Here is a 14,320-nt window from a genome sequence, read left to right on the forward strand (position 1 = left end):
GTCTCACCGGTACGAACCTACGAAGGAGCCCCGCACATGTCCCTCCGCCTCCAGCCCCTCACCCGCGACGAGCACCTGGCGTTCGTCGCCGCCCGCCCCTCCGCCAGCCACACGCAGGTGCCCTCCTGGGGCGAGGTCAAGCCCGACTGGCGGGCGGAGAGCCTGGGCTGGTTCGACGAGGAGGGGCGGCTGGTCGGGGCGGGGCTCGTGTTGTACCGGCCGTTGCCCAAGCTGAAGAAGTACCTCGCGTATCTGCCCGAGGGGCCGTTGATCGACTGGTACGCGTCCGATCTCCGCGAGCGATGGCTCGAACCGATGCTCGCGTATTTGAAGAGCCAGGGCGCGTTCTCGGTCAAGATGGGCCCGCCCGTCGTCGTACGCCGCTGGAGTGCCGAAGCCGTGAAGGAGGCGATCGCCGACCCGGCGGCCCGGCGACTGCGCGACGCGGAGCCGACCTCGCACGACCCCCGCGCCCTCGACATCGCCGAGCGCCTGCGCCGCGCCGGCTGGCGGCGGACCGAACCCGGCGGCGAGGACGGCTTCGCCGCCGGACAGCCCCGGTACGTCTGCCAAGTGCCGTTCGCCGGGCGGTCGTTGGAGGACATCCACAACGGGCTCAACCAGCAGTGGCGGCGCAACATCAAGAAGGCGGAGAAGGCCGGCGTGAAGATCGTCCGCGGCGGCCACGACGACCTGCCCGCCTTCTACGAGCTGTACGCCGAGACCGCCGAGCGCGACCGCTTCCTCCCGCGCCCCCTGGCCTACTTCCAGCGCATGTGGACCGCGCTGACCGCCGAACACCCCGACCGCATGCGGCTCTACCTCGCCCACCACGAGGGCGACGTCCTCGCGGCGGCCACCATGCTCACCGTCGGCGACCACGTCTGGTACTCCTACGGCGCCTCCACCAGCCGCAAACGCGAGGTCCAGCCCAACAACGCCATGCAGTGGCGCATGATGACCGACGCCCACGAACTCGGCGCCGCCGTCTACGACTTCCGGGGCATCACCGACACGCTGGACGAGTCCAACCACCTGCTCGGTCTGCTCCGCTTCAAGGTGGGCGCGGGCGGAGAGGCCGTCGAGTACCTGGGGGAGTGGGACTTCCCGCTCAACCGGCTGTTGCACAAGGCGCTGGAGATGTACATGGCGCGGCGCTAGCCCTGTACGCGGGACAGTCCCATAAAGGGTTCACACACCTGACGCAGTCCACTACTCTGGACCGCGCCGTACAGTGAGCTGAACGAAACGAACCCGAGCCGCCCGGAAGGCCCCGTGAGCACCCCCAGCGCCGTCCCCTCCACGTCGACCTCGGCCGCCCCAGCCCCGGCCTCCGCACCGAACGGCACCTCACGCCGCCGGGGCTCCCTCGGCCCGGTGGGCCTGGTCCTCGCCGGAGGCGTCTCGGTGCAGTTCGGCGGCGCTCTCGCGGTGACCCTGATGCCGAGGGCCGGCGCGCTCGGTGTGGTGACCCTGCGCCTGCTGGCGGCCGCGCTCGTGCTGCTGCTGATCTGCCGCCCCCGGCTGCGCGGCCACTCGCGCGCGGACTGGGGCACGGTCGTCGTCTTCGGCCTCACCATGGCCGCGATGAACGGCCTCTTCTACCAGGCCGTCGACCGCATCCCCCTCGGCCCCGCCGTCACCCTCGAGGTCCTCGGCCCGCTCGCGCTGTCGGTCCTGGCGTCCCGCCGCGCGATCAACGTCGTCTGGGCCGCGCTCGCCCTCACCGGCGTCTTCCTCCTCGGCGGCGGAGGCTTCGGCAGTCTCGACACCATAGGTGTCTCCTTCGCCCTGGGCGCCGGCGCCATGTGGGCGGCATACATCGTCTTCAGCGCGCGTACGGGCCGCCGCTTCCCGCAGGCCGACGGGCTCGCGCTCGCCATGGCGGTCGCGGCGCTGCTGTTCCTGCCGCTCGGCATCGCCGAAGCGGGCACGAAGCTCCTCGACCCGACGACGATCGCCCTGGGCTCGGCCGTCGCCCTCCTCTCCTCCGTCCTGCCCTACACCCTCGAACTCCTCGCCCTGCGCCGCCTGCCCGCCTCCACCTTCGCAATCCTGATGAGCCTGGAACCGGCCATCGCCGCCACCGCCGGCTTCCTCATCCTCAGCCAGTCCCTGACCGCCACCGAGTCCGCGGCCATCGCCCTGGTCATCGTGGCGAGCATGGGCGCCGTACGAACACAGATGGGGCGAGGGAAGGCGACGCTGCCGGAGGCCTGAGAGAGGCCTGAGAGAGGCCTGAGAGAGGCCTGAGAGAGGCCTGAGAGAGGCCTGACGCAGGTCAGTCGGCGGGCTTCTCCCACACCGACACGTGCTGCCGGCTCTCGCTGGTGAAGGGCTCCCGGTTCCAGCCGTCCCACCGCTCGCGCAGCCGTAGCCCGGCCAACTGGGCCATCAGGTCGAGTTCCGCGGGCCATACGTACCGGAACGGCACGGACCAGTAGGAGCCGCGGCCGTCCTCGACCTCGACGTGGTGCGAGCTCATCGCCTGGGTCGCCACGTCGTACAGGTCGAAACCCAGCCGCCTGCCGTCCACGTGGAACGGTACGGCGTTCTGCCCGGGCGGCAGCCGGCGCAGGTCGGGGACCATGACCTCGATGACGAAGGCCCCGCCGGGCTCCAGATGATCGGCGACGTTACGGAAACAGGCGACCTGTTCCGCCTGCGTCGTCAGATTCATGATCGTGTTGAAGACCAGATACGCGACGGAGAACGTGCCCTCCATCTTCGTCGTCGCGAAGTCCCCGATCGTCACGCCGATCCCGTCGCCGCCCGGCTTCACCCGCAGCCGCGCCACCATCGCCCGCGACATGTCGATGCCGTGCACGGCGACACCGCGCCGCGCCAGCGGCAACGCGATACGTCCGGTCCCGATGGCGAGTTCCAGGGCCCGCCCGTCTCCGGCCAGCTCGGCCAGGACGTCGACCGCGGGTTCCACGACGTCGGACGCGAACATCTCCGCCGACGACTCGTCGTATCGGGCGGCGACGGTCTCTCCGAAGTAGCCGTCAGTGTCGTCCACCGGGCGACCGTACCGCGGGCGCCGGTCGCGGTGCGCGCCAATTTTCCGCGCCAATTTTCCGCGCGGGGTGTCCGTGTGTATTGCCCGTGTGGGTTGCCCGTGCGCGGCGGACCGCGGCCTCGCACCCCCTGCGGCTACAAATCAATGCAAGCACGCTTGCTTGTTTCTGGCCCCGCTGCCATGCTCCTCCCCATGGCCGACCCGACGCCCGTGTTCGACGACCTGCGTGCCGAAAGCGACGAACTCGACCGGCTCGTCGCCGAGTTGGGGCCGGAGCACTGGATGCTCCCCACTCCCGCCCCCGGCTGGACCATCGCCCACCAGATCGCCCACCTCTCCTGGACCGACCGAGCGTCCCTGCTCGCGGTCACCGACGAGGACGGATTCCGCGCCCTGGCCGAGAAGGCCCTCGCCGCCCCCGACTCCTTCGTCGACGAGGGCGCCGAGGAGGGCGCCCGGATCCCGCCCGCCGAACTGCTGCCCCGGTGGCGCGAGGGACGCACCGCACTCGACGCTGCACTGCGCTCGGCCCCACCCGGCGCCCGCTTCCCCTGGTACGGCTCACCCATGTCGGCCGCCTCCATGGCCACCGCCCGTCTCATGGAGACCTGGGCCCACGGCCAGGACGTGGCGGACACGCTGGGTGTGGTGCGCCCACCCACGGACCGGCTCCGCCATGTGGCGCGCATCGGTGTGCGGGCACGGGACTACGCCTTCGGGGTACGGGGACTGACCCCACCCACCGACGAGTTCCGCGTCGAACTCCTCGGCCCGATCGGCGACTTGTGGACATACGGCCCCGAAGCCGCCCCCCAACGCGTCACCGGCCCCGCCCTCGACTTCTGCCTCCTGGTCACCCGACGCGCCCACCGCGCCGACCTCGCCGTACGCGCCGACGGCCCCGACGCCGACCGCTGGCTGGACATCGCACAGGCCTTCGCGGGACCGCCGGGTGCCGGGCGTCCAGCGAAAGGGGACGCCGGGTGAGGGCTCTCCGCGTCGGCAACGCCTCCGGCTTCTACGGCGACCGCTTCGACGCCATGCGCGAGATGCTCACCGGTGGCGAACTCGACGTCCTCACCGGCGACTACCTCGCCGAGCTGACCATGCTCATCCTGGGCCGGGAGCGGCTGAAGAACCCCGGCGCCGGATACGCCCGTACCTTCCTGCGGCAGTTGGCGGAGTGCCTGGGGCTGGCCCACGAGCGCGGGGTCAGGATCGTGGCCAACGCCGGCGGACTGGACCCCGCCGGACTCGCCGCCGCCGTACGGGAGTTGGCCGCACGCCTCGGCCTCCCCGTACGCGTCGCCCACGTCGAGGGCGACGACCTCACCGCCGCCCACCCCGGCAGCCTCGCCGCCCACGCCTACCTCGGCGGCTTCGGCATCGCGGCCTGTCTGCGGGAGGGCGCGGACGTCGTGGTCACGGGAAGGGTGACGGACGCGGCGCTCGTCACCGGGCCCGCCGCCGCCCACTTCGGCTGGGGGCCGGGGGAGTACGACCGGCTCGCGGGCGCGGTCGTCGCCGGGCACGTCCTGGAGTGCGGGACTCAGGCCACCGGCGGCAACTACGCGTTCTTCACCGACCATGACGTACGACGGCTGCACCACCCCGGCTTCCCGCTCGCCGAGATCGACGAGGACGGCACCGCCGTCATCACCAAGCACCCCGGCACCGGCGGCCTCGTCGACGTCGGCACGGTCACCGCCCAGCTGCTCTACGAGACGGGCGGCGCCCGGTACGCGGGACCTGACGTCACCGCCCGCCTCGACACCGTACGGCTCAGCCAGGAAGGGCCCGATCGCGTCCGCATCGAGGGCGTACGGGGCGAGGCCCCACCCCCCACCCTCAAGGTCGGCCTCAACCGGCTCGGCGGCTTCCGCAACGAGGTCACCTTCGTCCTCACCGGCCTCGACATCGAGGCCAAGGCCGGGCTGGTGCGACAGCAGATGGCAGACGCGATGGCCAAGTCCCCTCCCAAGGAGGTCCGTTGGGATCTCGTCCGCACCGACCGGCCCGACGCCCCGACCGAGGAGACCGCGAGCGCCCTGCTCCGGCTCGTCGTCCGGGACCCGGACCAGCAGGTCGTCGGGCGGGCGCTCAGCGGGGCCGCCGTCGAACTGGCGCTGGCCAGCTACCCCGGCTTCCATGTGCTGGCGCCACCTGGAAAGGGCGCGCCCTATGGGGTCTTCGAGGATGTGTACGTCCCCCATGGCGCCGTCGACCATGTAGCGGTTCTCCACGACGGGCGCAGGGTCCCTGTGACGCCGGCCCACGAGACCCTCGTACTCGACGCCGTTCGGGAACCGCCCTTGCCGGAGCCGCTGCCGGACGGGCCCCGGAAACGCGCCCCCCTCGGCCTCGTCGCCGGCGCCCGCAGCGGTGACAAGGGCGGGAACGCCAACGTGGGGGTCTGGGCCCGCACGGACGAGGCCTGGCGGTGGCTCGCTCACGAGATGACCGTCGACCGGTTCCGGCAACTGATCCCCGAGAGCGGCCAGTTGAAGGTCACCCGACACGCTCTGCCCAACCTCCGCGCCCTCAACTTCGTCGTCGAGGGAATCCTCGGCGAAGGCGTCGCCGCCCAGCACCGCTTCGACCCGCAGGCCAAGGCGCTGGGCGAATGGCTGCGCTCCCGCCACCTGGACATCCCGGAGGCCCTCCTTTGACGGTCATCACCTCCACCCTGGACACCGGCGGCCCCGACCACCGGGCCAACCGTGAGGCCATGCTCGCCAAGCTGGACCAGTTGTCGGCCGAGCACGCCAAGGCCCTCGCGGGCGGCGGCGACAAGTACGTGGAACGACACCGCAAGCGCGGCAAACTCCTCGCCCGCGAACGCATCGAGCTGCTCCTCGACCCCGACACGCCCTTCCTGGAACTGTCACCGCTCGCCGCCTGGGGCAGCGACTACACCGTCGGCGCCTCCCTCGTCACCGGCATCGGAGTCGTCGAGGGCGTCGAGTGCCTGATCACCGCCAACGACCCGACCGTGCGCGGCGGCGCCAGCAACCCGTGGAGCCTGAAGAAGGCTCTGCGCGCGAACGACATCGCGCTCGCCAACCGCCTCCCCTGCATCAGCCTCGTCGAGTCCGGCGGCGCGGACCTGCCGTCCCAGAAGGAGATCTTCATCCCCGGGGGCGCCATCTTCCGCGACCTGACCAGACTGTCGGCGGCGGGCATCCCCACGGTCGCGGTCGTCTTCGGGAACTCCACGGCCGGAGGCGCCTACATCCCGGGCATGTCCGACCACGTGATCATGGTCAAGGAGCGCGCGAAGGTGTTCCTCGGCGGACCCCCGCTCGTGAAGATGGCCACCGGCGAGGAGAGCGACGACGAGTCCCTGGGCGGCGCCGAGATGCACGCGCGCGTGTCGGGCCTCGCCGACTACTTCGCCGTGGACGAGCAGGACGCGCTGCGGCAGGCGCGGCGCGTGGTGGCCCGCCTCAACCACCGCAAGGCGTACGACGATCCGGGCCCGGCCGCCCCGCCCAAGTACGACGAGGAAGAGCTGCTCGGCATCGCCCCCGGAGATCTGCGCACCCCCTTCGACCCGCGCGAGGTCATCGCCCGCATCGTCGACGCCTCCGACTTCGACGAGTTCAAGCCGCTGTACGGGACGAGCCTGACGACGGGCTGGGCGACCCTGCACGGCTACCCGGTCGGTGTGCTGGCCAACGCCCAAGGGGTCCTGTTCAGCGAGGAGTCCCAGAAGGCCGCCCAGTTCATCCAGCTCGCCAACCAACGCGACATCCCGCTGCTCTTCCTGCACAACACCACCGGCTACATGGTCGGCAAGGAGTACGAACAGGGCGGCATCATCAAGCACGGCGCGATGATGATCAACGCGGTGAGCAACTCCAAGGTCCCGCATCTGTCCGTCCTCATGGGCGCGTCCTACGGCGCCGGCCACTACGGCATGTGCGGGCGCGCCTACGACCCCCGCTTCCTCTTCGCCTGGCCCAGCGCCAAGTCGGCCGTCATGGGCCCCCAGCAGCTCGCGGGCGTCCTCTCCATCGTGGCCCGGCAGTCGGCGGCGGCGAAGGGGCAGCCCTACGACGAAGAGGCGGACGCCGCCCTGCGCGCCATGGTGGAGCAGCAGATCGAGTCCGAGTCGCTGCCGATGTTCCTGTCCGGTCGGCTGTACGACGACGGCGTCATCGACCCGCGCGACACCCGCACCGTCCTCGGCCTGTGCCTGTCCGCGATCCATACCGCGCCCTATGAGGGCGCGCGCGGCGGCTTCGGCGTCTTCCGGATGTGAGGCGCTGGCTGTCCTTTGCGGCTAAACCGCCGCCGCTCTCGCGGACCTGGTTGCTCGCCGTGGTGGTTCCTCAATTGATGGTTGCGGTGATCTAGTGGAAGGAATCACTCCTCATGGTCAGAACCCTCCTGATGGCCAACCGTGGCGAGATCGCCTGCCGTGTCTTCCGCACCTGCCGTGAGCTGGGAATCCGGACGGTCGCCGTGCACTCGGACGCCGACGAAAACGCCCTCCACGCGCGCGTGGCCGACGCGACGGTACGGCTGCCGGGCTCGGCGCCCGCCGAGACGTATCTGCGCGGCGACCTGATCGTGAAGGCGGCCGTCGCCGCCGGAGCCGACGCCGTGCACCCCGGCTACGGCTTCCTCTCCGAGAACGCCGACTTCGCCCGCGCCGTCCTCGACGCCGGCCTGGTGTGGATCGGCCCGCCCCCCGAGGCGATCGAGGCGATGGCCTCCAAGACACGCGCCAAGCAGCTGATGGGCCTGGAACCCCTGGGCCAGGTCACCGAGGCCGACCTGCCGGTACTGGTGAAGGCGGCGGCGGGCGGTGGCGGGCGCGGAATGCGGATCGTACGCCGGCTCGACGAGCTGGACAGCGCCCTGGAAGGAGCACGCGCCGAGGCGGCGAGCGCCTTCGGGAACGGTGAGGTCTTCGTCGAGCCCTACATCGAGGACGGCCGCCACGTCGAGGTACAGATCCTCGCCGACACACACGGCACGGTCTGGGCCCTCGGCACCCGCGACTGCTCCCTCCAGCGACGCCACCAGAAGGTCATCGAGGAGGCCCCGGCACCGGGCCTGTCCGAAGGACTCACGCGGCAGCTGGACGAGCTGGCCGTACGCGCCGCCCGCGCCGTCGACTACGTCGGCGCCGGCACCGTCGAGTTCCTCGTCGCCGACGGCAAGGCCCACTTCCTGGAGATGAACACCCGCCTCCAGGTCGAGCACCCCGTCACGGAAGCCGTCTTCGACCTCGACCTGGTGGCCCTCCAGATCCGCGTCGCCGAAGGCCACGCCCTGGAAAACGACCCCCCACGCGCGCGTGGCCACGCCGTCGAGGCCCGCCTCTACGCCGAGGACCCGGCGAGCGACTGGTCCCCGCAGACCGGAACCGTGCACCGCCTGGCCGTCCCGGAAGACGTCCGCCTGGACACCGGCTACGACGACGGCGACCCCATCGGCATCCACTACGACCCCATGCTCGCCAAGGTCGTCGCCCACGGCCCCACGCGCGCGGAGGCCATACGCAAACTCGCCGGCGCCCTGGAACGAGCCACGATCCACGGCCCCACCACCAACCGCGACCTGCTCATCCGCTCCCTGCGGCACAAAGAGTTCACCACCATCCGCATGGACACCGGCTTCTACGACCGCCACCTGACCGAACTCACCATCTGTGGGACGGGCGACCCCCACGCCCCCCTGGCCGCCGCCCTCGCCGACGCCCATGGCCGCTCCCGCTTCGGAGGCTGGCGCAACGTCCCGTCCCAGCCGCAGGTCAAGCGCTACGCGATGGCCGGCAAGGAACGCGAGGTCCGCTACCGGCACACGCGGGCGGGCCTGGATGCGGACGGGGTGCGGGTCGTGCACGCCGACGCGCGTGTCGTCGTACTGGAAGTGGACGGCGTACGAAGGAAGTTCGAGGTGGCGCGGTACGGCGACCTCGCGTACGTCAACAACACCGCCCTGGAGGCCCTGCCCCGTTTCCCCGACCCGACGCTTCAGCACGCCCCGGGCTCCCTCCTGGCTCCCATGCCGGGAACGGTGGTGCGGGTCGCCGAGGGCTTGGCCGCAGGAGCCGCCGTACAGGCCGGAGAGCCCCTTCTCTGGCTGGAGGCGATGAAGATGGAACACAAGATCACAGCGCCCCTCACAGGAACGCTGAGCGCCCTCCACGCCGTACCTGGCCAACAAGTAGCGGTCGGCTCATTGCTGGCGGTGGTCCAAGCAACCTAGGGGCGCGGGGAACCGCGCGACCAGCCCCACACAACCCGAACCCGGGAAGGAACCCCATGCCCCCCACCACCGAACCCGAAGAACACAAGGCCCTACGAGAAGCCGTAGCCGCCCTCGGAAAGCGTCACGGCCGCAACTTCGACCGAGAAGCACTCTGGTCCGAAGCAGCCAAACTCGGCTACCTCGGCGTCAACCTCCCGGAGGAATACGGCGGCGGAGACGGAGGAATAGCCGAACTCTCCATAGTCCTCGAAGAACTCGGCGCCGCAGGCTGCCCCCTACTGATGATGGTCGTGTCCCCCGCCATCTGCGGCACAGTGATCGCCCGCTTCGGTACCGACGCCCAGAAGCACCATTGGCTGCCCGCGCTGGCGGACGGCACCGCCACCATGGCCTTCGGCATCACCGAACCCGACGCCGGCTCCAACAGCCACCGCATCACGACAACGGCCCGCAAGGACGGCACCGACTGGCTCCTGACCGGCCGCAAGGTCTTCATCTCCGGCGTGGACATCGCCGACGCCACCCTCATAGTCGGCCGCACCGAAGACGCTCGCACCGGCCGCCTGAAGCCATGCCTGTTCATCGTCCCGCGCGACGCCGAAGGGTTCACCCGGCACCGGATCGACATGGAACTCCACGCCGCGGAGAAGCAGTTCGAACTGACCCTCGACGACGTACGACTCCCGGCCGACGCCCTCGTCGGCGACGAGGACGCAGGCCTCCTGCAACTCTTCGCCGGCCTCAACCCCGAACGCATCATGACGGCCGCCTTCGCGATCGGCATGGGCCGCTACGCGCTCTCCCGAGCCGTCGAATACGCCCGCGACCGCACCGTCTGGAACACCCCCATCGGCGCCCACCAGGCCATCGCCCACCCCCTGGCCCAGGCGCACATCGACCTCGAACTCGCCCGCCTGATGATGCAGAAGGCGGCCCACCTGTACGACTCCGGCGACGACGCAGGCGCCGGGGAGGCCGCCAACATGGCCAAGTACGCCGCCGGCGAGGCCTGCGTGAAGGCCGTCGACCAGGCCGTGCACACCCTCGGCGGAAACGGCCTCACGCGCGAGTTCGGGCTCGGTTCGTTGATAACGGCCGCACGCGTGGCTCGTATTGCTCCAGTGAGCCGGGAGATGATTCTCAACTACGTCTCCCACCAGACCCTCGGCCTGCCGAAGTCGTACTGACCCGGCTACCGGTCGGCATCGCGTCGCGCGAGGAGGAACCATGTTCCGCAGCGAGTACTCAGACGTCCGGACCGTCGAACTCCCCATCCACGAAGCGGTGCTCGGCCGGGCGGCGGAGTTCGGTGACGCGCCCGCCCTGATCGACGGCACCGACGGCACCACCCTCACGTACGACCAACTCGACCGCTTCCACCGGCGGGTCGCCGCCGCCCTCGCCGAGGCGGGCGTCCGCAAGGGCGACGTCCTCGCCCTGCACAGCCCCAACACCATCGCCTTCCCGACCGCGTTCTACGCCGCCACCCGCGCGGGCGCCTCCGTCACGACCGTGCACCCGCTGGCCACCCCGGAGGAGTTCGCCAAGCAGCTCACCGACTCCGCCGCCCGCTGGATCGTCACCGTCTCGCCGTTGCTGGAGGCGGCGCGCAGGGCCGCCGAACTCGCCGGCGGGGTGGAGGAGATCTTCGTCTGCGACAGCGCACCCGGACACCGTTCCCTCATCGACATGCTGGCCTCCGCCGCGCCCGAACCGCACGTCCCCATCGACCCCGTGGAAGACGTGGCCGCCCTGCCGTACTCCTCCGGCACCACCGGCATCCCCAAGGGCGTGATGCTCACCCACCGGCAGATCGCCACCAACCTCGCGCAGCTCGAACCCGTCATGACGGCCGGCCCCGGCGACCGCATCCTCGCCGTTTTGCCGTTCTTCCACATTTACGGGCTTACGGCCCTGATGAACGCGCCCCTCAGGCTGGGCGCCACCGTCGTCGTCCTGCCCCGCTTCGACCTGGAGACGTTCCTCGCGGCCATCCAGAACCACCGCATCACCGGCCTGTACGTGGCCCCGCCGATCGTCCTGGCCCTCGCCAAGCACCCCCTGGTCGCGCAGTACGACCTGTCGTCCCTGAAGTACATCATCAGCGCCGCCGCACCCCTGGACGCGAGGCTCGCCGCCGCCTGCTCCCAGCGGCTCGGCCTGCCCCCGGTCGGCCAGGCCTACGGCATGACGGAACTGTCCCCCGGCACCCACGTCGTCCCCGTCGACGCCATGCGCGACGCACCCCCCGGAACCGTCGGCAAGCTCATCGCCGGCACCGAGATGCGCATCGTCTCCCTCGACGACCCCGACAAGGACCTCGGCGTCGGCGAATCCGGCGAGATCCTCATCCGCGGCCCCCAGGTCATGAAGGGCTACCTCGGCCGCCCCGACGCCACCGCCGCGATGATCGACGCGGACGGCTGGCTGCACACCGGAGACGTCGGCCATGTGGACCAGGGCGGCTGGCTGTTCATCGTCGACCGCGTCAAGGAACTCATCAAGTACAAGGGCTTCCAGGTCGCCCCCGCCGAACTCGAGGCCCTGCTCCTCACCCACCCCGGCATCGCCGACGCCGCCGTCATCGGCGTCTACAACGACGACGGCAACGAAGTCCCGCACGCCTACGTCGTCCGCCAGCCCACCGCCACCCACCTCTCCGAAGGAGAGGTCATGATGTACGTCGCCGAACGCGTCGCCCCCTACAAGCGAGTCCGCCAGGTCACCTTCATCGACGGAGTACCCCGGGCCGCCTCCGGCAAGATCCTGCGCCGCCAGCTGAGGGAGCGCACGTGACGGCGGCCCTGGTCCACGCCACGCACGAACGCGGCATCACCACCCTCACCCTGGACGCGCCGCACAACCGCAACGCCCTGTCGGCCGCGCTCGTGCACGAGCTGGCGGACGCGCTGAAGCGGTGCGGCAAGGACGGCGACGTACGCGCCGTCGTCCTCACCCACACCGGCAACACCTTCAGCGCGGGCGCCGACCTGCGCGACCCACCCAAGCCCAAGGCCCTCGTCGCCCTGCTACGGCAGATCATCAAGCTGCGCAAGCCCGTCGTGGCCCGCGTCACCGGCCACGTACGGGCGGGCGGCCTGGGCCTGCTCGGCGCCTGCGACATCGCCGCCGCCTCCCACACCGCCACCTTCGCCTTCACCGAAGTACGCATCGGAGTCGCCCCGGCACTGATCTCACTCCCCCTCCTGCACCGCGTCGACCCCCGCGCCCTCGCCCGCTACTACCTCACCGGCGAGACCTTCGGCGCCGCCGAGGCCGCCCGCATCGGCCTCCTCACCACGGCCGGCGACCAAGCGGACGTCGACGAAGTCCTCGCCCCCGTCCTGGACGGCCTGCGCCGGGCCGCCCCCTGGGCCCTGGCCGAGACGAAACAGCTGCTCACGACTAAGGTGCTGGAGGCCTTCGACGAAGACGCGGGGTACCTGACCTCGGTCTCGTCCCGCCTCTTCGCCTCCGCCGAAGCCCGCGAGGGCATGACCGCCTTCCTCGAACGACGGGATCCGCCATGGGTGCTCTGAACACGGTCGACCGCGCCCCCAACACCCGCGCCCCCAACACCCGCGCCCCCAACACCCGTGCCCCCAAACAGGACCGCAGCCGAGCCACCCGACAGCGCCTCCTGGAAGCCGCCGTGGCCTGCCTCGCCGAACACGGCTGGGCAGGCTCCACGGTCGCCGTCGTAGCCGAACGCGCCGGCGTCTCCCGAGGCGCCGCCCAACACCACTTCCCCACCCGCGAGGACCTCTTCACGGCAGCCGTCGAGTACGTCGCGGAAGAACGCTCCACAGCCCTGCGCGCACTCTTCCCGCAGGGCGCGACGGGCGACCGCCGAGCAGTCGTCTCAGCCCTCGTCGACCTCTACACCGGCCCCCTCTTCCGCGCCGCCCTCCACCTCTGGGTCGCCGCCTCCAACGAGGACCAACTACGCCCACAGGTCACAGAGCTGGAGGCCCGCGTAGGCCGCGAGACCCACCACATCGCCGTCGACCTCCTGGGCGCGGACGAGTCCCGCCCCGGCGTCCGCGAAACGGTCCAGGGCCTGCTGGACATGGCCCGCGGCCTGGGCCTGGCAAACCTCCTCACCGACGACCGGGGCCGCCGAGAACGGGTCATCGCCCAGTGGGCGGCACTGCTGGACGAGGCGCTGGACTGATGGGCGCCGCGCCTCGCCGAACGGGTGGTCGCGCGGCTCTCCTTCTGGCCGACCGGCGTTCTCACGGACTGAGCCGCTCCACCCGCCAGCTCCCGTCCGCCTCCGCCACGTACCGCAACCGGTCGTGCAGCCGGTTCTCGCGGCCCTGCCAGAACTCCACCGCCTGCGGGGCCACCCGGAAGCCGCCCCAGTGCGGAGGGACCGGGACCTGCTCGCCCTCCGGGTAGCGGGCGGTCAGCTCGGCGTACGAGGTGTCCAGGTCCGCGCGCGAGGCGATCACCGAGGACTGGGCGCTGGCCCATGCGCCGAGCTGGGAGCCGTGCGGGCGGGTGCGGAAGTAGGCGGCGGTCTCGTCGCGGCCGGTGCGGCGGGCGACGCCCGTGACGATGACCTGGCGGGCCATCGGGTGCCAGGGGAAGAGCAGGGAGGCGTACGGGTTCTCGGCGAGGTCGCGGGCCTTGCGGGAGTCGTAGTTGGTGTAGAAGACGAAGCCCTGCTCGTCGAAGTGCTTCAGCAGCACCGTACGGGAGCTGGGGCGGCCCTCGGCGTCCGCCGTGGAGACGATCATGGCGTTCGGCTCGAAGAGGTGGCCCTCCGTCGCCGCCTGCTTGAACCAGCGCGCGAACTGCTGGACGGGGGTCGCGGCCAGGTCGGTCTCGGCGAAGCCCTCGGCCCGGTACTGCTTGCGCATCGACGCGGGATCGGGGGCGGTGGGGTCCAGAGAGGGATCGAGAGAGGGATCGAGGGCGGCGTCTCGGTCGGTCACGTCGTCATCTTGCCGTATACCGGGCGCCGGATGGCGGGGTGTCGCGCATCACGGTGGTGGCACTGAGTGCCGCGAGCTCTCCCCAAAGGTGGCACTCGGGGATATGGTGCTGGTGCCATTCCGGTTGGGTGAC

The 14,320-nt window shown here is 71.0% G+C and carries 12 protein-coding genes; 10 read left to right on the forward strand and 2 right to left on the reverse strand.

The features are described from left to right. Window positions 1–36 precede the first annotated feature (36 nt). On the forward strand, window positions 37–1,161 hold the full coding sequence (locus ABT063_RS05720) for a lipid II:glycine glycyltransferase FemX (RefSeq protein WP_351055888.1): 1,125 nt from the start codon (window positions 37–39) through the stop codon (window positions 1,159–1,161). A 114-nt stretch (window positions 1,162–1,275) separates the two neighbouring features. Further along, a complete protein-coding gene (locus tag ABT063_RS05725) occupies window positions 1,276–2,220 on the forward strand; it encodes an EamA family transporter (protein ID WP_351055890.1) in 945 nt (314 codons plus the stop codon). A gap of 61 nt (window positions 2,221–2,281) precedes the next feature. Here ABT063_RS05725 and ABT063_RS05730 read toward each other — a convergent pair whose 3' ends face one another. Continuing rightward, window positions 2,282–3,022: a class I SAM-dependent DNA methyltransferase gene (locus tag ABT063_RS05730; RefSeq protein WP_351055892.1), complete on the reverse strand. Its 741-nt coding sequence runs from the start codon at window positions 3,020–3,022 to the stop codon at window positions 2,282–2,284. Between the two features lie 192 nt (window positions 3,023–3,214). Between ABT063_RS05730 and ABT063_RS05735 the strand changes: the two genes are divergently transcribed. The 8 genes from ABT063_RS05735 to ABT063_RS05770 all read left to right on the forward strand — a co-directional run bounded on the left by ABT063_RS05735 (window position 3,215) and on the right by ABT063_RS05770 (window position 13,421). Next, a complete protein-coding gene (locus ABT063_RS05735; RefSeq protein WP_351055893.1) occupies window positions 3,215–4,009 on the forward strand; it encodes a TIGR03084 family metal-binding protein in 795 nt (264 codons plus the stop codon). 53 nt (window positions 4,010–4,062) lie between these two features. After that, window positions 4,063–5,691: an acyclic terpene utilization AtuA family protein gene (locus ABT063_RS05740; RefSeq protein ID WP_502990763.1), complete on the forward strand. Its 1,629-nt coding sequence runs from the start codon at window positions 4,063–4,065 to the stop codon at window positions 5,689–5,691. Further along, window positions 5,646–7,286, forward strand: coding sequence for an acyl-CoA carboxylase subunit beta (locus ABT063_RS05745; RefSeq protein ID WP_502990754.1), 1,641 nt, complete (start codon window positions 5,646–5,648; stop codon window positions 7,284–7,286). Before ABT063_RS05740 ends, ABT063_RS05745 begins: the two co-directional genes overlap by 46 nt. Before the next feature lie 113 nt (window positions 7,287–7,399). Continuing rightward, entirely contained in the window at window positions 7,400–9,244 is a 1,845-nt protein-coding gene (locus tag ABT063_RS05750) for an acetyl/propionyl/methylcrotonyl-CoA carboxylase subunit alpha (protein WP_351055897.1), read from the forward strand. Between the two features lie 56 nt (window positions 9,245–9,300). Beyond that, window positions 9,301–10,434, forward strand: coding sequence for an acyl-CoA dehydrogenase family protein (locus tag ABT063_RS05755; protein ID WP_351055899.1), 1,134 nt, complete (start codon window positions 9,301–9,303; stop codon window positions 10,432–10,434). A 40-nt stretch (window positions 10,435–10,474) separates the two neighbouring features. Beyond that, window positions 10,475–12,043 (forward strand): 4-coumarate--CoA ligase family protein, encoded by a 1,569-nt coding sequence (locus tag ABT063_RS05760; RefSeq protein WP_351055901.1) that lies wholly within the window; start codon window positions 10,475–10,477, stop codon window positions 12,041–12,043. Then, entirely contained in the window at window positions 12,040–12,786 is a 747-nt protein-coding gene (locus ABT063_RS05765; protein WP_351055902.1) for an enoyl-CoA hydratase family protein, read from the forward strand. The genes ABT063_RS05760 and ABT063_RS05765 overlap by 4 nt, the downstream gene beginning before the upstream one ends. After that, window positions 12,774–13,421 carry a TetR/AcrR family transcriptional regulator gene (locus tag ABT063_RS05770; protein WP_351055904.1) on the forward strand — a complete coding sequence of 216 codons (648 nt, stop codon included), beginning with the start codon at window positions 12,774–12,776 and terminating at the stop codon, window positions 13,419–13,421. The genes ABT063_RS05765 and ABT063_RS05770 overlap by 13 nt, the downstream gene beginning before the upstream one ends. Before the next feature lie 61 nt (window positions 13,422–13,482). Here the strand turns inward: ABT063_RS05770 and pdxH are convergent, their stop codons facing one another. Next, on the reverse strand, window positions 13,483–14,187 hold the full coding sequence (pdxH, locus tag ABT063_RS05775) for a pyridoxamine 5'-phosphate oxidase (RefSeq protein ID WP_502990756.1): 705 nt from the start codon (window positions 14,185–14,187) through the stop codon (window positions 13,483–13,485). Between the last annotated feature and the right edge of the window lie 133 nt (window positions 14,188–14,320).

Origin of the sequence: Streptomyces sp. NPDC002838, assembly GCF_040295365.1 — a bacterium.
Lineage (GTDB): Bacteria > Actinomycetota > Actinomycetes > Streptomycetales > Streptomycetaceae > Streptomyces.